At 62.8% G+C, this 19,277-nt stretch carries 21 protein-coding genes and 1 pseudogene; 6 read left to right on the forward strand and 16 right to left on the reverse strand.

Annotated features, from left to right (window positions below):
- Position 1: 1 nt before the first annotated feature.
- The gene (locus LB536_RS28035; RefSeq protein ID WP_224598265.1) at positions 2–2,890 is read left to right on the forward strand and encodes an EAL domain-containing protein; all 2,889 of its coding nucleotides are present in this window, start codon (positions 2–4) and stop codon (positions 2,888–2,890) included.
- Positions 2,891–2,898: 8 nt separating this feature from the next.
- On the opposite strand, the gene LB536_RS28040 is transcribed toward LB536_RS28035, so the two are convergent.
- Positions 2,899–3,507: a YqgE/AlgH family protein gene (locus tag LB536_RS28040; RefSeq protein ID WP_140761079.1), complete on the reverse strand. Its 609-nt coding sequence runs from the start codon at positions 3,505–3,507 to the stop codon at positions 2,899–2,901.
- Between the two features lie 172 nt (positions 3,508–3,679).
- On the opposite strand from LB536_RS28040, the gene LB536_RS28045 reads away from it, so the two are divergent.
- From LB536_RS28045 to LB536_RS28055, 3 genes are all read left to right on the forward strand, one after another.
- Positions 3,680–4,486, forward strand: coding sequence for a protein-disulfide reductase DsbD domain-containing protein (locus tag LB536_RS28045; RefSeq protein ID WP_224598269.1), 807 nt, complete (start codon positions 3,680–3,682; stop codon positions 4,484–4,486).
- A 98-nt stretch (positions 4,487–4,584) separates the two neighbouring features.
- Positions 4,585–5,067: a peroxiredoxin gene (locus tag LB536_RS28050; protein ID WP_224598272.1), complete on the forward strand. Its 483-nt coding sequence runs from the start codon at positions 4,585–4,587 to the stop codon at positions 5,065–5,067.
- Between the two features lie 92 nt (positions 5,068–5,159).
- Complete coding sequence (locus LB536_RS28055; RefSeq protein WP_224598275.1) at positions 5,160–5,636, forward strand: DUF2938 domain-containing protein; 477 nt, start codon at positions 5,160–5,162, stop codon at positions 5,634–5,636.
- Between the two features lie 107 nt (positions 5,637–5,743).
- On the opposite strand, the gene LB536_RS28060 is transcribed toward LB536_RS28055, so the two are convergent.
- From LB536_RS28060 to coxB, 15 genes and pseudogenes are all read right to left on the reverse strand, one after another.
- Positions 5,744–5,995: a type II toxin-antitoxin system RelE/ParE family toxin gene (locus LB536_RS28060; RefSeq protein WP_263489394.1), complete on the reverse strand. Its 252-nt coding sequence runs from the start codon at positions 5,993–5,995 to the stop codon at positions 5,744–5,746.
- 29 nt (positions 5,996–6,024) lie between these two features.
- Positions 6,025–6,369: a type II toxin-antitoxin system ParD family antitoxin gene (locus tag LB536_RS28065; protein WP_411966599.1), complete on the reverse strand. Its 345-nt coding sequence runs from the start codon at positions 6,367–6,369 to the stop codon at positions 6,025–6,027.
- 54 nt (positions 6,370–6,423) lie between these two features.
- A complete protein-coding gene (locus tag LB536_RS28070) occupies positions 6,424–7,002 on the reverse strand; it encodes a histidine phosphatase family protein (protein ID WP_140761090.1) in 579 nt (192 codons plus the stop codon).
- 38 nt (positions 7,003–7,040) lie between these two features.
- On the reverse strand, positions 7,041–7,574 hold the full coding sequence (rnhA, locus tag LB536_RS28075) for a ribonuclease HI (protein WP_140811665.1): 534 nt from the start codon (positions 7,572–7,574) through the stop codon (positions 7,041–7,043).
- Positions 7,571–8,548, reverse strand: a complete 978-nt coding sequence (locus LB536_RS28080) for a homoserine kinase (RefSeq protein WP_224598278.1) — start codon at positions 8,546–8,548, stop codon at positions 7,571–7,573. Before LB536_RS28080 ends, rnhA begins: the two co-directional genes overlap by 4 nt.
- A 6-nt stretch (positions 8,549–8,554) precedes the next feature.
- The gene (gene ispH / locus LB536_RS28085) at positions 8,555–9,565 is read right to left on the reverse strand and encodes a 4-hydroxy-3-methylbut-2-enyl diphosphate reductase (RefSeq protein ID WP_140761096.1); all 1,011 of its coding nucleotides are present in this window, start codon (positions 9,563–9,565) and stop codon (positions 8,555–8,557) included.
- A 70-nt stretch (positions 9,566–9,635) separates the two neighbouring features.
- Positions 9,636–10,391 carry an SURF1 family protein gene (locus LB536_RS28090; protein ID WP_224598281.1) on the reverse strand — a complete coding sequence of 252 codons (756 nt, stop codon included), beginning with the start codon at positions 10,389–10,391 and terminating at the stop codon, positions 9,636–9,638.
- Complete coding sequence (locus LB536_RS28095) at positions 10,388–10,774, reverse strand: DUF983 domain-containing protein (protein WP_140761098.1); 387 nt, start codon at positions 10,772–10,774, stop codon at positions 10,388–10,390. The genes LB536_RS28090 and LB536_RS28095 overlap by 4 nt, the downstream gene beginning before the upstream one ends.
- 18 nt (positions 10,775–10,792) lie before the next feature.
- Positions 10,793–10,942: pseudogene (locus LB536_RS28100) on the reverse strand (hypothetical protein); the annotation flags it as partial.
- Between the two features lie 168 nt (positions 10,943–11,110).
- Positions 11,111–11,992, reverse strand: coding sequence for a cytochrome c oxidase subunit 3 (locus LB536_RS28105; protein ID WP_140761102.1), 882 nt, complete (start codon positions 11,990–11,992; stop codon positions 11,111–11,113).
- Between the two features lies 1 nt (position 11,993).
- Positions 11,994–12,626 carry a cytochrome c oxidase assembly protein gene (locus tag LB536_RS28110; protein ID WP_224598284.1) on the reverse strand — a complete coding sequence of 211 codons (633 nt, stop codon included), beginning with the start codon at positions 12,624–12,626 and terminating at the stop codon, positions 11,994–11,996.
- Complete coding sequence (locus LB536_RS28115) at positions 12,626–12,793, reverse strand: hypothetical protein (protein ID WP_181178701.1); 168 nt, start codon at positions 12,791–12,793, stop codon at positions 12,626–12,628. The genes LB536_RS28110 and LB536_RS28115 overlap by 1 nt, the downstream gene beginning before the upstream one ends.
- Positions 12,790–13,734, reverse strand: a complete 945-nt coding sequence (locus tag LB536_RS28120; RefSeq protein ID WP_140811667.1) for a heme o synthase — start codon at positions 13,732–13,734, stop codon at positions 12,790–12,792. The genes LB536_RS28115 and LB536_RS28120 overlap by 4 nt, the downstream gene beginning before the upstream one ends.
- 75 nt (positions 13,735–13,809) lie before the next feature.
- Positions 13,810–15,462 carry a cytochrome c oxidase subunit I gene (gene ctaD / locus LB536_RS28125; RefSeq protein ID WP_140761108.1) on the reverse strand — a complete coding sequence of 551 codons (1,653 nt, stop codon included), beginning with the start codon at positions 15,460–15,462 and terminating at the stop codon, positions 13,810–13,812.
- 38 nt (positions 15,463–15,500) lie between these two features.
- Positions 15,501–16,400, reverse strand: coding sequence for a cytochrome c oxidase subunit II (gene coxB, locus LB536_RS28130; RefSeq protein WP_140761110.1), 900 nt, complete (start codon positions 16,398–16,400; stop codon positions 15,501–15,503).
- Positions 16,401–16,765: 365 nt separating this feature from the next.
- Here coxB and LB536_RS28135 point away from each other — a divergent pair, with 365 nt between their 5' ends.
- Complete coding sequence (locus LB536_RS28135; protein ID WP_140761112.1) at positions 16,766–17,326, forward strand: invasion associated locus B family protein; 561 nt, start codon at positions 16,766–16,768, stop codon at positions 17,324–17,326.
- A 175-nt stretch (positions 17,327–17,501) separates the two neighbouring features.
- Positions 17,502–18,914: a metalloprotease TldD gene (tldD, locus tag LB536_RS28140; RefSeq protein ID WP_224598287.1), complete on the forward strand. Its 1,413-nt coding sequence runs from the start codon at positions 17,502–17,504 to the stop codon at positions 18,912–18,914.
- The last annotated feature ends 363 nt before the right edge of the window (positions 18,915–19,277 follow it).

Below are 19,277 nucleotides of genomic sequence, written 5' to 3' on the forward strand. Positions count from 1 at the left end.
TTTGACGAATTTCCTGCGAAACGGGCCGCTGTTCGCCTTTCTTCTGGCGACGATGCTGACGCTGTGCACGGCTTCGTCGGCCTTTGCCGTCGAACCCATCAAGATCGCGCGCGACGATGTCGCGCTCGACCTTTCGCGCGCCGTCGAGATCTACCGCAACCAGGGTGAGAACTTCCAGGTGTCGACCGCGCCCGGGCCGGACGGCATCGTGCGGCGCATCGAGGTCGAGGCCAACGATGCCCGCTCGACCGGCGACTGGGCGGTCTTCGCGCTCGCCAACACCACCGACCAGCAGCTCGACAGGCTGATCGTGGCGCCGCATTTCCGGCTGGTCAATTCCGGCATCTTCTGGCCGGATCTGGGCTCGACGCGCATCGCCGCCATCACACCCAGCGAAGGCTTCGCGCTCGACCGCCAGACCAGCCCCGATGCCGACGTGTTCCGGGTGACGCTGAATCCCGGCACGGTGATCACCTTCATCGCCGAACTCGCTTCACCGAAGCTGCCGCAGGTCTACCTCTGGGATCCGGAATCCTACAAGGACTCGGTCAATTCCTACACGCTGTTTCGCGGCATCGTCATCGGCATCGCCGGCCTTCTGGCGCTGTTCCTGACCATCCTGTTCGTCGTCAAGGGGACGTCGATGTTCCCGGCGACGGCGGCCCTTGCCTGGGCGGTGCTTGCCTATATCTGCGTCGATTTCGGCTTCCTCAACAAAGTCATCGAGATCTCGCCCGGCAACGAACAGATGTGGCGGGCCGGAACGGAGGTGGCGCTGGCGGCGACCTTCGTGGTCTTCCTGTTCGCTTATCTCAACCTCAACCGATGGCACGGCCATTTCAGCTATGGCGCCCTTGTCTGGATTCTGGGCCTGCTGCTGATCGCCGGCGTCGCCATCGTCGATCCGGCCGTCGCCGCCGGCATCGCCCGCATCTCGTTTGCAGCCACGGCGCTGACCGGGCTCGGCCTGATCATCTTCCTCGGTATTCGTGGTTATGACCGAGCCATCATGCTGGTGCCCAGTTGGGTCATGGTGCTGTTGTGGCTGTGCGGGTCGTGGATGGCGATCACCGGCATGCTCGACAACGACATCGCCCAACCGGCACTTGGCGGCGGGTTGATCCTGATCATCCTGTTGATCGGCTTCACCGTCATGCAGCACGCCTTTGCAGGCGGTGCGCTGCATCAGGGGCTGTTCTCCGATCTCGAGCGACAGGCGCTGGCCGTTGCGGGGTCGGGCGATACGGTGTGGGACTGGGACGTGCTGCGCGACCGCGTGGTGACCAAACCCGATGTCAGCATCCAGCTCGGCCTGGCCCCCAACAGCCTGGGCGGGGCCGCGCGCAACTGGCTGCCGGTGCTGCATGCCGATGACCGCGACACGTTCCGCACGACGCTCGACGTCGTTCTGGAGCATCGCCGTGGCAAGGTGGCGCAGAATTTCCGCCTGCGCGGAGCCGACGGGCACTATCACTGGTTTGCCCTGCGCGCACGCCCGGTCATCGGCTCGGACGGCGAGGTCATTCGCTGCGTCGGCACCATGGTCGACGTCACCGAACAGAAGAAATCCGAGGAGCGACTGCTGCACGACGCCGTGCACGACAATCTGACCGGCCTGCCGAACCGCGAATTGTTCATGAACCGGCTGGAGGCGATCATTTCGATAGCCCGCACCGAGGAGAAGGTGCGTCCGACCGTCTTCGTCATCGACATCGATCGCTTCAAGCAGGTCAATGACGGGCTCGGCATCTCGGCCGGCGACACCATCCTGCTCACCATCGCGCGCCGCCTGCATCGGCTGTTGAAGCCGAAGGATTCGTTGTCGCGCTTCGCCGGCGACCAGTTCGCGCTGATGCTGCTGTCCGAGCAGGATCCGGCCCGCATCGCCGGCGTGGCCGATGCGATCAAGCATGCGATCAACAACCCGATCACCTTTGCCAAGCGAGAGATCGTGCTGACCGCCTCGATCGGCCTGATCACCTGGACCTCGGCGCAGACCTCGGCCGAGGACATGGTCAAGGACGCCGAACTCGCCATGCATCAGGCCAAGCGCTTCGGCGGCGACAGGATCGAGCCGTTCCGCCCTGCGTTCCGCACCGTCGGCACCGACCGTCTGCAGTTCGAATCCGACCTGCGGCGCGCCATCGAGCGGCGCGAGTTCACGCTGGCCTACCAGCCGATCGTGCGCCTGGAAGACGGCAGCGTCGCCGGCTTCGAAGCGTTGCTGCGCTGGGACCATCCACGCCGCGGCATGATTCCGCCGGCCGATTTCATCCCGGTTGCCGAAAGCTGCGGACTGATCGTGCAGCTTGGGCTGTTTGCCATGCAGCAGGCAGCCGAGGATCTCGCAGGATGGCAAAAGCAGATCGGCGATGCGCCGCTGTCGGTCTCGGTCAACCTGTCCAGCCGCCAGCTCATCCGCCGCGACCTGGTCAGCGATGTGCGTTCCGTGATCGCACGCGCCAATTTGAAGCCGCGCTGCTTCCGGCTCGAACTCACCGAATCCCTGGTCATGGACAACCCCGAGCAGACGGCCCATGTGCTGACCAAGCTGAAGCAGCTCGGCATCGGCCTGTCGTTGGACGATTTCGGCACCGGCTATTCGTCGCTCGCCTATCTGACGCGGTTCCCCTTCGACACCATCAAGATCGACAAGAGCTTCGTCGACGACAGCACGCCAAAACGCGCGGTGCTACTCAAATCCATGGTCAACATGGCGCATGAGCTCGGCCTGTCGGTGGTCGCCGAGGGCATTTCGGACGAGCGCGATGCGCTGGAGCTGCGCCAGATGGGCTGCGAATATGTGCAGAGCTTCATGTTCGGCGCGCCGATGCCGGGCGACCAGGTGCTGAAGACGCTGAAGGAGCAGTATCCGCTAACCCAGGCTTGAGAAGAATCTCAGGCGTGTCCGGCGGCCATGCTGAGATGGGCGAGATCGATGCCGATCGAGGCGAGAATCCGGTCGTATTTGCGCTCGATGTCGGCGTCGAACAGCAGTTCCGGCGTCGCCGGGCAGGTCAGCCAGCCATTCTCGGCGATCTCGGTTTCCAGTTGGCCGGCGCCCCAACCGGAATAGCCGAGCGCCATCAGCGCGCGGCGCGGCCCGCGCCCTGACGATATCGCCCGCAATATGTCGACGGTCGCGGTCAGGCAGATGTCGTCGGAAACGGTGAGCGAGGAGTCCACGCGGTAGTCGCCCGAATGGAGGACGAAGCCCCGGCTGCGGTCGACAGGCCCGCCATTGCGCACGACGAAATCGCGCGCCTGCGCCGGAAGGCGGATCGCCTCCAGCTCGTTCATGATGCCGAGCTGCACCAGAAGGTCCGGAAACAGCATCTGCTGTGTCTGGTTGATGATCAGGCCCATCGCGCCTTCATCGCTGTGGGCGCAGATATAGATGACCGAGCGCGTGAAACGATCATCCTTCATGCCAGGCATGGCAATCAGGAACTGATCGTCGAGAAAGCCGCCGCCGGCGGCTGTCTTCTTGTGGCGCAACAAATCCATGCCAGGCAGGGTACCGTGTTTCCCGGGCGTCGAAAAGATGCGCCGTACCGGATTCGACCAAAGCCCATATTGCCAGGCCGGTCTTGGCTTGCCCGCGAAGGTCACGCAAATATGATATCAGCAAGGCCATGAAATCATTGCGCGGCCACGAACGGACGATCAAATCATCGCCATGCAAAGCTTGAAACCCCTGTTGCTCGGCGCCGCCATCGGTTTGGCAACCTCCCTTCCCGCCACCGCCTCGTCATCCGCCTGGTACAATAGCGAGGGCGGCAAGGTGCGGCTGGTGACATCAGGCAAGCCGGACGATGCCGGCCGTATCCAGGGTGTTCTCGATATCGCGCTCAAACCCGGCTGGAAGACCTACTGGCGCGACCCGGGGGACGCAGGTGTGCCGCCGCAGCTCGACATATCGGCCAGCACCAATATTGCCGATGCCACACTGTCCTTTCCCGCGCCGCAGCGCCACGACGATGGCTATGGCAAATGGGCCGGCTACAACCACCCGGTTTCGCTGCCGGTGACGTTCACGCTGGCGACGCCAAACCAGCCGGCTGTTATCGATGCCGACATCTTTCTCGGCATTTGTGAAACCATCTGCATCCCGGTGCAGACACGGCTGAGCGTCGATCCCGCTTCCGATCCCGACAATGCCGACGACGCGGCATTGGTAAAGGCGAGTGTCACTGCATTGCCGGCGGCTGCAAAACCTGACTTCGGCGTCAAGGTGCTCCCGGGCGATCACGAGACGCTGGTGGTCGAGGCGAGTTTTCCTGGCGATCCGCAGGCAACGGATTTCTTCGTCGCCGGCGAGCGCGATTATATGTTCGGTAGTCCTTCCCGCGCGGAAAAGGACGGCAAGTTGATCTTCACCGTGCCGATCCTCGATCGCCCCTCGACGACGCCGACGGACGGCGGGCTCCACTACACGCTGACGAGTTCGGCGGGCGCGGTCGAAGGGCTGCTGCCTTTTCCTTGAGCTTGGCCGTCTCGATACCGGCTGCTGGCCAGTTGCGGAAACAGGCACGTTTCGCTATCGCAAAACGCGTCCTTCCCCAATCCCCAAGCGAGGAACTCATGACCCTCTCCGTTGGCGACAAGCTGCCCGAGACGACCTTCAAGACCATGACAGCCGATGGCGCCAAGCCGATCACGTCGGCCGAGATTTTCCCGGGCAAGAAGGTGGTGCTGTTCGGCGTTCCCGGCGCTTTCACGCCGACTTGCAGCAACAACCATCTGCCCGGCTATCTCGAGAACCATGACGCGATCCTGGCGCGCGGCGTCGACACCATCGCCGTCGTTTCGGTCAACGATGTCCACGTCATGGGCGCCTGGGCGCGCTTCACCGGCGGCGAAGGCAAGATCCTGTTCCTCGCCGACGGCAACGGCGATTTCGCCAAGGCGGTCGGTCTTGACGCGGACTTGTCCGGTGGCGGCATGGGCCTGCGCTCGAAGCGGTTTTCGATGATTGTCGACGACGGCAAGGTCACCGCGCTCAACGTCGAGACCAAACCCGGCGTCGACGAGTCCGGCGCGGCTCATATTCTCGGCCAGCTCTGAAGTTCGACGTCCGGTCAGGGCGAGGCCGCAACGGCCAGCCTTGCCTGGCAGCGGCTGCGCTCCAGAACTGCCCGCTCCCCGGGGGATCAATGATGTCTGACATCTTCTGGCGCGCTATCGCGATCGGCGTCGGCGCCACCGTCCTGATGGATATCTGGGCCTTCTTTCTGCACAAGGCGTTCGGCCAGCCACGGCCGAACTGGGGGCCGGTCGGGCGCTGGGTCTGGCATCTCGGCGACAAGGTGTTTCACGACGACATCGGCGATGCGGCGCCCTATGCCCACGAGAAGGCGCTGGGCTGGGCTTTCCATTACTTCGTCGGCATCGTCTACGGCATCATCCTCGTAGTGCTGGCTGGCGCAGGCTGGCTGGCCGCGCCGACATTCTTGCCCGCCTTCATCCTCGGCATCGTCACCGTCGGGGCCGGCTGGTTTCTGCTGGCGCCAGGCATGGGCGCCGGCTGGGCGGTTTCAAAGCGGCCGAACCCGATGCGGATCCGCGCCCTCAACCTCGTGTCGCACACGGTGTTCGCGCTCGGGCTTTGGGGCACGGCGCTGCTGATCCGCTAGACAGCTACAGCATGTCGCGGCGAATAGGATTCGCCCGACCTGCTGTAAGCTTCTGATTTTATGCATGTCGTTATCCCGGAACCGGGGACACTTCCGGGCGACATGCATTAGAATAGACGGTTCAGATCCCGACGCCCGTCCACCACACGGACGATTTCAACCCAGTCGACTGGGCCATCGTCCGTGTTCGGAATGGTTTCGTAGAGCAGTACAAACGGCGCCTCCACCAGCATTCGTGCGGAAGGCCTGATATCCGGTCGCCTGACACCCATGCGCGGCTGGTCCGCCAGTTGCCGAGCCCGCGCTTCCAACTGATCATAATAACGATCGGCCGCCCGTATGTTTTCGCTGCCTATCATGATGTAGATATCGATGAGGTCAGCCGTGGCTAACGGCCATTCGGCGAGGCTTCCGTCAGCTTTCGCCGAGCTTCCTTTCGCAACATATCGAAATCCACAGGCTCAGATCTCCCGCTTGCCTTGCCTTCATCCCACAGCTGTCTCAGCCGGCGGGTATCGTCATGCCGCAGTTCGCGCTTGGCCAGCCAATCCCGCACCGCTTCACGCACAATCTCGCTTGCGGTGGCATACTCGCCTGCTTCCACAGCCTCGCGCATCAGGGCTGCCTGTTGCGGGGTCACAGCCACGCTCATTTTTTCAACGTTTGCCACGCTGCGTCCTTCCTGCATTGCTCCATAGTAGGAAATATTACTCCCATCCATATCCTTGAGCAACTGCTACGCCACCAGAAGAGCCTGTGCGCCATGCCTACGCTGCCGAGCGCCCGGTCAAGACAGCCTGTCGATCGGCCGCCATCCATGGATGAGGCGGCGCGCGCCGAGATCGTAAGCGAAATAGTTGCCGCCGCCCGCCGGTTGATCCGCTTCGCGGCTGATCTGCCTGTCGCTCAGCGATAGCAGCAGGAGCGTTCCCACGCCTCCATGTCCGACGAAAGCAATGTTGCCGGCGTCGTTGACGTCGAGCACGGCTTCGACCTCGCTCACGATGCGCTGTTGCGCATCGATGGCCCGCTCCCAGCCGCGAACGCTTTCGTGTGGATTGGCGAAGAACTGATCGGCGACCGCCTCGAACTCCGGAGGCGGCAGGAAACCCGTCGCCGACCGGTCGTTCTCATGCATCCGCTGCCTGACCTGCACGGCAAGATTTAGATGCCGCCCGAGCACCTCGGCGGTTTCGATGGCCTTGCGCTCGCCCGACGACACCACACGCCCGATCGATGCGATCCACGGCTGGTCCAGCATTGCGTGTGCCCTGGCCCGGCCGACGTCGGACAGGCCCCAATCCGGTACCGGAATGGTGGCGTCGATCTGAACCTGGGGATGGGTGATGTAGTAGGCGATCGGCATGACAGAAACTCTCCAGCCGGCCGCCGCGAAACGGGAGCTCAATAGCTCTGGGTCGAACGACGAGCCTTCGAGGCCAGCGGTTGTTTTGCCTGGGCATCAGGTTTTGGCGCTGCCGCCGCCGGCCTGAAAGGCCCTTTCTTGAACGGCGCCATGCCTTCCCTTGCCAGTTCGTCGGCACGCTCGTTCTCGGTATGGCCTGCATGGCCCTTCACCCAGTTCCAGGTGACCTTGTGGCGCCGGTTGGCCTCGTCCAGCGCCTGCCAAAGCTCACCGTTCTTGACCGGCTTCTTGTCGGCGGTCTTCCAGCCATTCTTCTTCCAGCCGTGGATCCATTTGGAAATGCCGTCCATGACGTATTTGCTGTCGGTATGAAGCTCGACCGTGCAAGGCTCCTTCAACGCGTTCAGCGCCGAAATGGCCGCCAGCAATTCCATGCGGTTGTTGGTGGTTTCGGCCTCACCGCCGGAAAGCTCCTTGATGGTGCCGTTGAAGCGCAGGATGGCGCCCCAGCCGCCGGGGCCGGGATTGCCTGAACAGGCGCCATCGGTAAAGATTTCAACCTGCTTGCTCATGATGCCCCATTTTCGGCCAATCCATATTCCGAAGGAGACCTGATCGCCCGATGGAACCGCATCCTTCTGATGTATTCGGTCGGGTCGCGTTTCATCACCAGGCCGCCATCGGGCACGGTCAGCCAGTCGTAGAGCCGGGTCAGCATGAAGCGCAGCGCCGAGCCGCGCGCCAGCATCGGCAGCGCCGCCTTCTCCTCGGTGCTCAGGGGGCGCACGCTCTGGTAACCGGCAAGCAATGCCTTGCCCTTGGTAAGGTTGAAGGAAAAATCCTTCTCGAAGCACCAGGCGTTGAGACAGGTCGCGACATCGTAGGCGTAGAGATCATCACAGGCGAAATAGAAATCGATCAGACCCGAAAGCTTCTCGCCGAGGAAAAAGACATTGTCCGGGAAAAGATCGGCATGGATGATGCCCTCGGGGAGGCCCTTGGGCCAGTTCTGCTCGAAATCGGCGAAGTCGGCGTCGACCTCGGCCGCAAGGCCCGGCTCGACCTCGTCGGCGCGGCCGCGAGACGCATCCCAAAGCTTGCGCCAGCCGTCGAGTGCGAGCGCGTTCGGGCGCCTCATCGAAAAATCGGCGCCGGCCAGGTGCAGCGCCGCCAGCGCCTTGCCAACCTCGGCGCAATGCGTTGCGGCCGGTCGCCGCAGCGAAAGCCCTTCAAGGAAGGTGATGACGACCGCTGGCCGGCCGGCCAGCGTGCCGATGAGGCTGCCGTCATGCGCGGTCACCGGCAGCGGGCAGGACACCCCCTTGTTTGCGAGATGACCCATCAATCCGAGAAAAAACGGCAGATCCGCCTTCTCGACCCGCTTTTCATAGAGCGTCAGGATGTAGGAGCCGCTGGAGGTGTGCAGCAGGAAATTCGAATTCTCGGTGCCTTCGGCGATGCCCTTGTAGGACAGGAGATTGCCGACCGGATAGTGCTTCAGGAAAGCGCCGAGTTCGCCCTCCGCGACGTCTGTATAGACCGCCATGGCCGTTCACGCGGCCCCGTTGACGAAGGCCATGTCGGCCGGTGTCAGTTCGACATCGCGCAATACCCGCATGACCGGAAAATCCTCTGTTTCGGTGGCCGTGATGGCCAGGTCGATGGTCACATCGAAACGCTGGCGGAACGCGTCGATGATCTCGTCGACGATGATCTCCGGCGCCGATGCCCCCGCCGACAGGCCGAGGGTCGAAATGCCGCCGATGTCATTCCACGGAATTTCGGCGGCTCGCTGCACGAGAAGCGACATGGCGGCGCCGGCGCGTTCCGCAACTTCGACGAGGCGGCGCGAATTCGAGGAATTGGGGGCGCCGACGATCAGATAGAGGTCGGCACCCGGGGCTGTGTCCTTGACCGCTTCCTGACGGTTTGTGGTGGCGTAGCAGATCGATTCCGCCGCCGGCGCCTGCAGGTCCGGAAAGCGCTCCTGCAGCGCGCGGATAATGCCGGCGGTATCCTCGACCGAGAGCGTGGTCTGGGTGACGAAACCGAGTGCCTTGGGATCGGCTGGCGCAAGCCGGGCGGCATCGGCTTCGGTCTCGATCAGCGTTACCGCGCCTTCCGGCAACTGTCCCATGGTGCCGATCACCTCGGGGTGCCCTGCGTGGCCGATCAGCAGAACGTGGCGGCCAAGCCGCTGGTGACGCATCGCCTGTTTGTGGACCTTGGAGACCAGCGGACAGGTTGCGTCGAGATAGAAAAGGTTGCGGGCCTGCGCGTCCGCCGGCACCGACTTGGGCACGCCATGTGCCGAGAAGACGACCGGCGACTGCCGATGTTCGGCCGGGATTTCGGAAAGTTCCTCGATGAAGACGGCGCCGAGGCTTTGCAGCCCCTCGACGACATAGCGGTTGTGCACGATCTCGTGGCGGACATAGACCGGCGCGCCATATTTCTTCAGTGCCAGCACTACAATCTGGATGGCACGGTCGACGCCCGCGCAAAAACCGCGCGGCTGGCAGAGCCGGATCGTCAGAGGAGGCTTGGCGATTGTGTGAAGCATTAAATCCTGCCGGTTCGTCAGCGCCGAAATGAGGTGCCCACCCCTGCCCTGTCAAGGGTATCGCTCGCGTTCAGTCCTCTTTCGCCGGCCGGCGAAGCCGTAGGATGAGTACGGCGGCAAGCGCCGCGGCAAGCCCATACCAGGTGACAGCGTATTGCAGATGGCTGTTCGGCAGGTCGATGATGGTGACGCCACCGACCGGCAGGCCGCCAAGATTTGGCGTCTTGTCGGCATCGACGAAGATCGGCACCAGCGTGAACCCGGCCGGTAGGCCGGCGCTCGCGGCCATGACGTCGCGATCCTTCCAGTAGAAGATGTTCTTCCCCACATCATTGTCGGGAAGCATCATCGAGGGTTTTGCCGGCAGCGGGTTGCGGGCAAGCCCGGTGACCGTGACCTTGCCCGTTACCTGTCCCTTGGCGCGCTTGGCGGCGTCCTTGAGGTCGTAGGGCACAAAGCCACGGTTGACCAGGACGAACCGGCCATCGTCGAGGGCCAGCGGCGTGTAGACATTGAAGCCGGCATCCCCTTCCCAGGTCGCGTAGAAATGCCGTTCGCCGGAATGCAGGAAAGTGCCGGTAACCGTGACCGGCGTGTAGTCGACGTCACCGGTCGAGTCGAATTCCTTCTCGACCTCGGCCAGCGGCAGCGGCGCCGAATGCGTGCGCTGGTCGATGGTCTGCAGCAGGCCTTCCTTCCAATGCAGGCGCTGGACCTGCCAGGTGCCGAGCGCCAGCAGGACCAAGAACAGCACAAGGCCAAGGGCGAGCAACAGCGCCGATCTCGGCCGCGAACGGCCGCCGGCCCTGACGGAAGCCTCGATCATTCGCCGCGGTCCAGCCGGCCCTCGGCCGCTTTGTTGCGGTATTGCAGGGTGAGCAGCACGCCCTTGATCAACCGGAGCGCCGTCAGGCACAGCACCAGGGCCAGCGGAATCCATATCATCAGATGCAGCCAGAGCGGCGGGCTCAGCGTCACCTCGACCCACAGCGCCAGGCCGACGATGATGAAGCCGATGATCAGGATGACGAAGACCGCCGGCCCGTCACCGGCATCGGCGTAGGAATAGTCGAGGCCGCAATTGACGCAACGCTTGCCGACTGTGAGAAAGCCGGAAAACAGCCGCCCCTCGCCGCAACGCGGACAACGGCCGTGCAGGCCGGCCGAAATCGGATCGATCGGAGGCCAGATCGCCCTATCTTCACTCATGGTTGTCTTCATTCATGGTCATTGCTCGATGTCGATCGGTGTCCCATCGGCCACCATTGCCCAGATTTCGTCCTTGTCGGAGTCCGTAACCGCAATGCGGCCATCGGTCCAGTCGACCAATTGAAGCAGCCAACCCCACCAGCCGAAGCCGTTCGGCCTTGCGGACACGCACCAGATCATCTTCTCAGCGGCAAGAGCCGGAATGCCAAGACGACAAATGCGCAAACTGCCGAAGTCAGCCGCATCGTCATCGATCGACGATCATTGCGCCGAAAAGAAGAAGGCGGCCACGTCGCCGCGGCCGCCTTCTCTAAAATCGAAATCCCAAAGGTGGGATCAGTGACCTTCGATCACCGCGCCGGCCGACCCCCAGACGTAGATCGAGGCGAACAGGAACAGCCAGACCACGTCGACGAAATGCCAGTACCAGGCGGCCGCCTCGAAGCCGAAATGCTGCTTGGGAGTGAAGTCGCCTTTCATCGCGCGGATCAGGCAGACCAGCAGGAAGATGGTGCCGATGATGACATGGAAGCCATGGAAGCCGGTCGCCATGAAGAAGGTGGCGCCATAGATGGAATCCTTGAAGCCGAACGGCGCGTGTATGTACTCGTAGGCCTGCACCATGGTGAACAGCATGCCGAGGCCGACGGTCAGCACCAGGCCGTTGATCAGACCCTTGCGGTCGCCATGGATGAGCGAGTGATGCGCCCAGGTGACCGTGGTGCCCGACAGCAGCAGGATGACGGTGTTGTAGAGCGGCAGGTGGAAGGGATCGAGAACCTCCATGCCCTTCGGCGGCCAGACACCACCGGTGAACGTGTGGCGTGCGTAGTTCTGCACCTCACCGGCAAAAAGGCTGGCATCGAAATAGGCCCAGAACCAGGCGACGAAGAACATCACCTCCGAGGCGATGAACATGATCATGCCATAGCGCAGGTGCAGCGACACGACGCGTGTGTGATGACCCTCATGCGCTTCCTTGATCGTGTCCGACCACCAGGCGAACATGGTGTACAACACGATCACGATGCCGATGAAGAACAGCCAGGGATTGGCGATGTTGAAGCCGAAGATCGGGAAGGAACCGCCCTTCAAATATTCCATGAGGCAGACACCGCCAAAAGCGGTGACAAGCGCCCCGACCGATCCCAGGAAAGGCCACGGGCTCGGGTCGACGAGATGGTAGTCATGGTGTGGTTTTGCGTGCGCGTCTGCCATATCAACCCCCGAGATTTCCTTCGGTATCTGAAACTGTCTTGCTATTGCCCTTGGCCGGCTCCGAGGAGGCGACCGGCTTGTTCTTCTCGACCGGGAACATCGTATAGGACAGCGTGATCGTCTTGATGTCCTTCAGTTCCGGCACATTCACGATATCGGGGTCCACATAGAACAGGACCGGCATGTCCAGCGTCTCGCCGGGCTTCAGCGTCGTATCGGTGAAACAGAAGCATTCGACCTTGTTGAAGTACGGGCCCGCCAGTTCCGGCTGCACGTTGAAGGTGGCGCGGCCGGTGACGACGCGATCGAACTTGTTGGTCGCCTGGTAATGCGCCTGCACGGTCTGGCCTATCTTCATGGTCATCGAGCGCTGGACCGGCTGGAAATCCCAAGGCACACCAGCAATGTTGGCGTCGAAGCGGACGGTAATCTCGCGGTCAAGCACGTGGCCGGCATACTGCTTCTCGACACGTTGCGTCGTGCCGCCATAACCGGTCGCCTGGCAGAACATCTTGTAGAGCGGCACGGCTGCGTAGGCCATGCCGATCATGCCGGTGAAGAAGGCGAGGCAAACAGCCGCGACGACGAGGTTGCCGGTCTTGCCGGCCGTCTTTCTGGGCGTCTCGACGCTCATCACATCTTGCCCGACAAATTGTGGCCGAACTTCACGATCGTCGCGATGTAGAAAATCACGACCAGCAGAGCCAGCGCTACGCCCATCGCAATGGAACGGCTGCGCTGGGCCTTCTTCTGGCGATCGGTCAAGGTGACCGTCTCGAGTTCTTTCTCGACCATGGTCATGCCCCACCCATGGCAAGCGCGCGTTCGACGACACAGTCGGCCAGATAGGCAGCGAAGATGGCGAAGAGATAGAGCAGCGAATAGGCGAACAGGGCCTTGGCCGGCTTCATGGCGCGGTCGTCATCGGCCATGCCAAGCACTTTCCAGGCATACCAGACGAAACCAACGCCCAGCAGCAGAGCGGCCACGCCATAGAATGGCGTCGTGTAGCCGAGCAGCCAGGGCAGCACGCCGACCGGGGCCAGCACCAGTGCGTAGGCAAAAATCTGACGGCGGGTCGATGCATGGCCGGCGACGTTCGGCATCATCGGGATGCCGGCGCGGCCATAGTCCTCGGACTTGAACAGCGCTAGCGCCCAGAAATGCGGCGGCGTCCACAGGAAGATGATCAGGAACAGGATGATGCTTTCGAGGCTGACCGACCCGGTCGCCGCGGCCCAGCCGATAACCGGCGGGATGGCGCCCGCGGCACCGCCGATGACGATGTTCTGCGGCGTCGAGCGTTTCAGCCACATCGTGTACACGACGGCATAGAAGAAGATGGTGAAGGCCAGCAGCGTAGCGGCCAGCCAGTTGACCAGCACGCCGAGGGTCATCACCGACAGGACCGAAAGCACCAGGCCGAAGCTAAGCGCCTCGTGCGGCTGTATACGACCGGACGGAACCGGGCGGCTGGCTGTCCTGGTCATCACCGCGTCGATGTCGGCGTCGTACCACATGTTGAGGGCACCCGAGGCGCCAGCCCCGATCGCAATAGCCAGGATGGCTATCACCGCCAGCAGCGGATTGATGGTCACCGGTGCCGCGACCAGCCCGACAAAGGCGGTGAACACCACCAGCGACATGACGCGCGGCTTCAGGAGGGCGAAGAAATCGCCCGCCGTCGCTTCCGACATGCGGAAGCCCGCTTCGTCAATGCTGGTTTTGTCGACTAGGGCCATGCGTACTCAAGTCCATTATTCCGTTGGCCAAAACCGCCGGCGGACCGGCGGTTTCGCATTCGAGTGGGAGCCGCCTTACTTGATCTTCGGCAGCTGCTCCCACTGGTGGAAGGGCGGCGGCGAAGGCAGCTGCCATTCGAGAGTCGTTGCGCCCTCGCCCCATGGGTTGGCGCCGGCCACCCGCTTCTTCTGGAAGGCTTCGAACACGCAGTAGAGGAAGATCAGGACGCCGACGGCCGAGATATAAGAGCCGATGGACGACACATAGTTCCAGCCCGCAAACGCGTCGGGATAGTCGATGGTGCGGCGCGGCATGCCGGCGAGGCCGAGGAAGTGCTGCGGGAAGAAGATCAGGTTGACGCCGACGAAGGTGACCCAGAAGTGGGTGTTGGCGATGACAGGGGAGTACATGTACCCGGTCATCTTCGGGAACCAGTAATACCAGCCGGCGAAGATGGCGAACACCGCGCCCAGCGACAGCACGTAGTGGAAGTGCGCGATGACGAAATAGGTATCATGCAGCGAACGGTCGAGGCCGGCATTGGCCAGTTGGACGCCCGTGACGCCGCCGATGGTGAACAGGAAGATGAAGCCCAGCGCCCACAGCATCGGCGTCTTGAACGAGATCGACCCGCCCCACATCGTAGCGATCCAGGAGAAGATCTTTACGCCCGTCGGCACCGCGATGACCATGGTGGCGAAGACGAAATAGCGCTGCGTGTCGAGCGACAGGCCGGTCGTGTACATATGGTGCGCCCAGACGATGAAACCGACGGCGCCGATCGCGACCATGGCGTAGGCCATGCCGAGATAACCGAACACCGGCTTGCGCGAGAAGGTCGAGATGACGTGGCTGATGATGCCGAACCCCGGCAGGATCAGGATGTACACTTCCGGATGGCCGAAGAACCAGAACAGGTGCTGGAACAGCAGCGGATCGCCGCCGCCATCGGGAGCGAAGAAGGTGGTGCCGAAATTACGGTCGGTGAGCAGCATGGTGATGCCGCCGGCCAGAACCGGCAGGGACAGCAAGAGCAGGAACGCGGTGACCAGCACCGACCAGGCAAACAGCGGCATCTTGTGCAGCGTCATGCCCGGGGCGCGCATGTTGAAGATGGTGGTGATGAAGTTGATGGCGCCGAGGATCGAGGACGCACCGGCGATGTGGATCGACAGGATCGCCAGATCCATCGCCGGTCCGGGCTGGCCCGAAGTCGACAGTGGTGGGTAGAGCGTCCAGCCACCACCAACACCGTAAGCACCTGGTGCACTTGGCATGAACATCGAGGTGAGCAGCAGGATGAAGGCCGGCGGCAGCAGCCAGAACGAGATGTTGTTCATGCGCGGGAACGCCATGTCCGGAGCGCCGATCATGATCGGCACCATCCAGTTGGCAAAACCGCCGATCAGCGCCGGCATGACCATGAAGAAGATCATGATCAGGGCGTGCGCTGTGGCGAAGGCATTGTACATGCTCTTGCCGCCATCGACCGCGGCGTCACCGTTCATGCCGTAGACCATCTGCGCCAGGCCGCTGAAGATCTGGATCCCAGGCTCCTGCAGCTCCATGCGGATGGCGACCGACAGCGCGCCGCCGATGATACCGGCCATGATCGCGAAGATCAGGTAGAGCGTACCGATGTCCTTGTGGTTGGTCGAATAAACCCACCGCACCCAGCCATGATACGGCTTGTGGTCGTGCCCATCGTGAGCTGCAGCGTCTGCCATGTTCCGCTCCGTTCCCTAAATCTTGCTAACCCGCGGCATCAATTGCCGGCGGCCGCTACCTTGTTCTGGCCATCGACCTCGGCCATGAGCGTCTTGTTGGCGCCCGGCAGATTGGTCTTGGCTGCCGCCAGCCAGGTCTTGAACTGCGCATCCGAGACGACACGGATGGCGATCGGCATGAAGGCGTGGTCCTTGCCGCAGAGCTGCGAGCACTGACCATAGTATAGGCCTTCCTTCTCCGCCTTGAACCAGGTCTCGTTGGTACGGCCCGGAATGGCGTCGATCTTGATGCCGAACGACGGCATGGCGAAAGAATGGATCACGTCGGTCGCGGTGACGAGCACGCGGGTCATGGTGTTGACCGGCACCACCAGCTCATTGTCGACCGCGAGCAGGCGCGGATAGACCTTGCGGTCTTCCTTACCGGCGGCGGCGCGGTCACCGTCCTGGAGGATCGCGGAGTTGAAGGCGAGCGTGTTGTCGGTCTGGTACTCGTAGTCCCAGTTCCATTGGTTGCCGGTCGCCTTGACCGTCAGCTTGGCCTCTTCCGGCGGGGTGTATTGCGCGGTCAGGAGCTGGAACGACGGAATGGCAAGGCAGAGCAGCACGACGACCGGGCCGACGGTCCAGATCACCTCGATCAGCGTGTTGTGGCTGGTCTTGGAGGGAACCGGGTTCGCGCTCGCGCGAAACCTCACGATGCAGTAGGCGAGGAGAAGGAGCACCAGGATGGTGATCGGAACGATGAACCACATCGTGTAGTTTCCGAACCACTCGATCTGCCGCATCATGTCGGTCGCCGGCGCCTGGAAGGTGGTCTCCCACTCCACGGGCTGATCGGCATGGGCGGATGTGCCGGCAAAAATCGTGGCGGCGGCACAAGCACTCAGAAACTTGGCACTTGCTAGAAACCTGGCGCCAGCTAGGAAATTTCTCATCGCCCTCTTCGTCTCCCAGTTCCTCGCGGCTTTGCCAACGAGAATAACGAACAATGCCGGGACGGGAATCCCGACAGTCTCAAGGTGGTTCAAACCATACTCTTTTTCCCTCCGCAAGAAAGGAGCGGTCGAAACCGTGCGGCATTTTTGCGCGCGAGCTGGCGTGGCTCGTCCGGGGCAATGGCCATGGTGGCGAATCGGGTCTATTCGGCGGGCTGTCCGTCCTATGCCGGCGACCGGGCAAAGCGTCGTAATTCAGGCGAATTTGGCAGGGAAAAGCGCTGTTCGGGACAGTCCGGCCGCGGTCTCGTCCTTTACTTGGCATTGGCGCGGCTTAAAGTGCCGTGATTCGCAATGGAGCCGTCATGAACTCTTGGCTTTCGAGACTGAGGCATACGCGACCGGGCCTCTCGAGAACCCTGGCGAACGCCGTGTTTCTCGCCGTCCTGTCCGCGGCCGGTCTGTTCGTCGCTGGTCAAGCCGATGCGGCCCAGCCGAGCGGCACGGTCAAGTCGACGCATGGCGCCTGGTCGATCATCTGCGACACGCCGGCCGGAGCCACCTCGGAACAATGCGTGATGATGCAGAACGTCGTCGCCGAGGACCGTCCGGAGATGGGGCTTTCGGTCGTCGTGCTGCGCACCGCCGACAACAAGGCCGAGATCCTGCGCGTGCTGGCGCCGCTCGGCGTGCTGTTGCCAAACGGCCTCGGCCTCAACGTCGACGGCAAGGACATTGGCCGCGCCTATTTCGTGCGCTGCTTCCAGGACGGCTGTTATGCCGAGGTCATTCTCGAAAAGCCGCTGCTCGACACGCTGAAGACCGGCACGTCGGCAACGTTCATCGTCTTCCAGACGCCTGAAGAAGGCATCGGCATCCCGGTCGACCTCAAGGGTTTCGCCGAGGGTTTCGCCGCCCTGCCCTGATCGCGGCTTCGCGCTGAACCAGACCTGGACGCGGCTCTTGCCGACGCCAGACGCATGCCTTGCATCCGGCGGACGGTGTCATTCGTCGGCGCCGATCTTCATTGCCGATTGTGCGGGCGCGGCTTCACGCCTACATCGGGGGAAAGCAATCATCCCACGGACGGACGGACGCGCCATGAACAGCCTGATCGGCCAATTCGACATTTCAGACGACCGCATCAAGCAGATCGTCTCCGACACCATCAAGGGCGCCGACGACGGCGAGCTTTTCCTCGAATACAGCGAGAGCGAAGCGCTAATGTTCGACAACGGCCGGCTCAAGACCGCCAATTTCAACACCGACCAGGGCTTTGGCCTGCGTGCGGTCGCGGGCGAAGCCAGCGGCTACGCCCATTCCAGCGACCTGTCCGAGGCATCGCTGCTGCGCGCGGCCGAAGCCGTGTCGACAGTCAAGGGTGGCTATTCCGGTACGCTTGCCGCAGCCCCCGCCCGAACCAACCGCCACCTCTACGGCGACGAGAACCCGATCCCCTCGCCTTCCTTCGAGGCCAAGGCGAAGCTGCTGCAGGAAATCGACGCCTGGCTGCGCGCCGAGGATCAGCGCGTGCGCCAGGTGACGGCCTCGATCGCCGCGTCCTGGCAGCATGTCGAGATCGTTCGCGCCGACGGCCAGGTGGTGCGCGATGTCAGGCCGCTGGTCCGCGTCAACGTCTCGGTCGTCGTCGGCGACGGCGACCGTCAGGAGAGCGGCTCCTATGGCATGGGCGGACGCAAGGCGTTCGGCGACTTCCTTATCGAGGATAGCTGGAAGCACGCCGCCAGGGAGGCACTCAGGCAGGCGCTGGTCAATTTGGAGGCGATCCCGGCCCCGGCCGGTACTTTCGACATCGTGCTGTCCAGCGGCTGGCCGGGCGTCATGCTGCACGAAGCCGTCGGGCACGGACTGGAAGGCGATTTCAACCGCAAGAAGACATCGGCCTTCGCCGGCCTGATGGGGCAGCAGGTGGCCGCCAAGGGCGTTACGGTCGTTGACGACGGCACCATCCCCGAACGGCGAGGGTCGCTGACCGTCGACGATGAAGGCACGCCTTCGGCCCGCAACGTGCTGATCGAGGACGGCAAGCTGGTCGGCTACATGCAGGACCGGCAGAATGCCCGGCTGATGGGCATGAAAGCCACCGGCAACGGCCGGCGCGAAGGCTATGCGCACCAGCCGATGCCGCGCATGACCAACACCTACATGACCTCGGGCGACATGGAGCCGGACGAGATCATCGCTTCCGTCAAGAACGGCATCTACGCCGTCTCCTTCGGCGGCGGCCAGGTCGACATCACGTCGGGCAAATTCGTCTTCGGCTGCACCGAGGCCTACATGATCGAGAACGGCAAGGTGACGCAGCCGATCAAGGGCGCCATGCTGATCGGCAACGGGCCTGACGCCATGCACCGCGTCACGATGGTCGGCAACGACATGAAGCTCGACAATGGCATCGGCATGTGCGGCAAGGCCGGCCAGGGCGTACCTGTCGGCGTCGGCCAGCCGCATCTGAGGATGAACCAGATGACGGTCGGCGGCACGCGGGTTTGAGGCTCGGTGCCGCTCCGGTATCATCACCCGCCGAGTGATGTTTTCCGGATACAGGCGCGCCGCCGGCTCCTCGACGATCGAACTCAACCTGAAATGCGCCGGCTGAGCCTCCCGCTTCGACGAACAGGTGAAGGGGCCAGCGACCCGGATGGCGCCTGCCTTCGTCGAGCGTATTTTTTCAGCGACGGCCTGATGCCGGCGTTTCCAGCCTGAACCCGGCCGGACCTTGAAGTGAACACAATCCACATTAACAAATTATTAGGTCTTTGACTGCCTGGGCTGCCTTTGGCGCACGAACGCAGCACCAGTTCCTCGTTGCGGTGGTGGTTTTGGCAATGCGGCATTCCCCCGTCATGGCTCTCC

Source organism: Mesorhizobium sp. ES1-3, from assembly GCF_020164795.1.
GTDB lineage: Bacteria > Pseudomonadota > Alphaproteobacteria > Rhizobiales > Rhizobiaceae > Mesorhizobium.

Bases quoted from the DNA above. Each gene is read 5' to 3' on its own strand.
- LB536_RS28110 (WP_224598284.1), bottom strand. From the start codon at position 12,626: ATGAGCGTCGAGACGCCCAGAAAGACGGCCGGCAAGACCGGCAACCTC.
- coxB (WP_140761110.1), bottom strand. From the start codon at position 16,400: ATGAGAAATTTCCTAGCTGGCGCCAGGTTTCTAGCAAGTGCCAAGTTT.
- LB536_RS28040 (WP_140761079.1), bottom strand. From the start codon at position 3,507: ATGGATTTGTTGCGCCACAAGAAGACAGCCGCCGGCGGCGGCTTTCTC.
- LB536_RS28135 (WP_140761112.1), top strand. From the start codon at position 16,766: ATGAACTCTTGGCTTTCGAGACTGAGGCATACGCGACCGGGCCTCTCG.
- LB536_RS28080 (WP_224598278.1), bottom strand. From the start codon at position 8,548: ATGGCGGTCTATACAGACGTCGCGGAGGGCGAACTCGGCGCTTTCCTG.
- LB536_RS28115 (WP_181178701.1), bottom strand. From the start codon at position 12,793: ATGACCATGGTCGAGAAAGAACTCGAGACGGTCACCTTGACCGATCGC.
- rnhA (WP_140811665.1), bottom strand. From the start codon at position 7,574: ATGAGCAAGCAGGTTGAAATCTTTACCGATGGCGCCTGTTCAGGCAAT.
- LB536_RS28045 (WP_224598269.1), top strand. From the start codon at position 3,680: ATGCAAAGCTTGAAACCCCTGTTGCTCGGCGCCGCCATCGGTTTGGCA.
- LB536_RS28055 (WP_224598275.1), top strand. From the start codon at position 5,160: ATGTCTGACATCTTCTGGCGCGCTATCGCGATCGGCGTCGGCGCCACC.
- LB536_RS28120 (WP_140811667.1), bottom strand. From the start codon at position 13,734: ATGGCCCTAGTCGACAAAACCAGCATTGACGAAGCGGGCTTCCGCATG.
- LB536_RS28070 (WP_140761090.1), bottom strand. From the start codon at position 7,002: ATGCCGATCGCCTACTACATCACCCATCCCCAGGTTCAGATCGACGCC.
- LB536_RS28060 (WP_263489394.1), bottom strand. From the start codon at position 5,995: ATGATAGGCAGCGAAAACATACGGGCGGCCGATCGTTATTATGATCAG.
- ispH (WP_140761096.1), bottom strand. From the start codon at position 9,565: ATGCTTCACACAATCGCCAAGCCTCCTCTGACGATCCGGCTCTGCCAG.
- LB536_RS28090 (WP_224598281.1), bottom strand. From the start codon at position 10,391: ATGATCGAGGCTTCCGTCAGGGCCGGCGGCCGTTCGCGGCCGAGATCG.
- ctaD (WP_140761108.1), bottom strand. From the start codon at position 15,462: ATGGCAGACGCTGCAGCTCACGATGGGCACGACCACAAGCCGTATCAT.
- tldD (WP_224598287.1), top strand. From the start codon at position 17,502: ATGAACAGCCTGATCGGCCAATTCGACATTTCAGACGACCGCATCAAG.
- LB536_RS28050 (WP_224598272.1), top strand. From the start codon at position 4,585: ATGACCCTCTCCGTTGGCGACAAGCTGCCCGAGACGACCTTCAAGACC.
- LB536_RS28095 (WP_140761098.1), bottom strand. From the start codon at position 10,774: ATGAGTGAAGATAGGGCGATCTGGCCTCCGATCGATCCGATTTCGGCC.
- LB536_RS28105 (WP_140761102.1), bottom strand. From the start codon at position 11,992: ATGGCAGACGCGCACGCAAAACCACACCATGACTACCATCTCGTCGAC.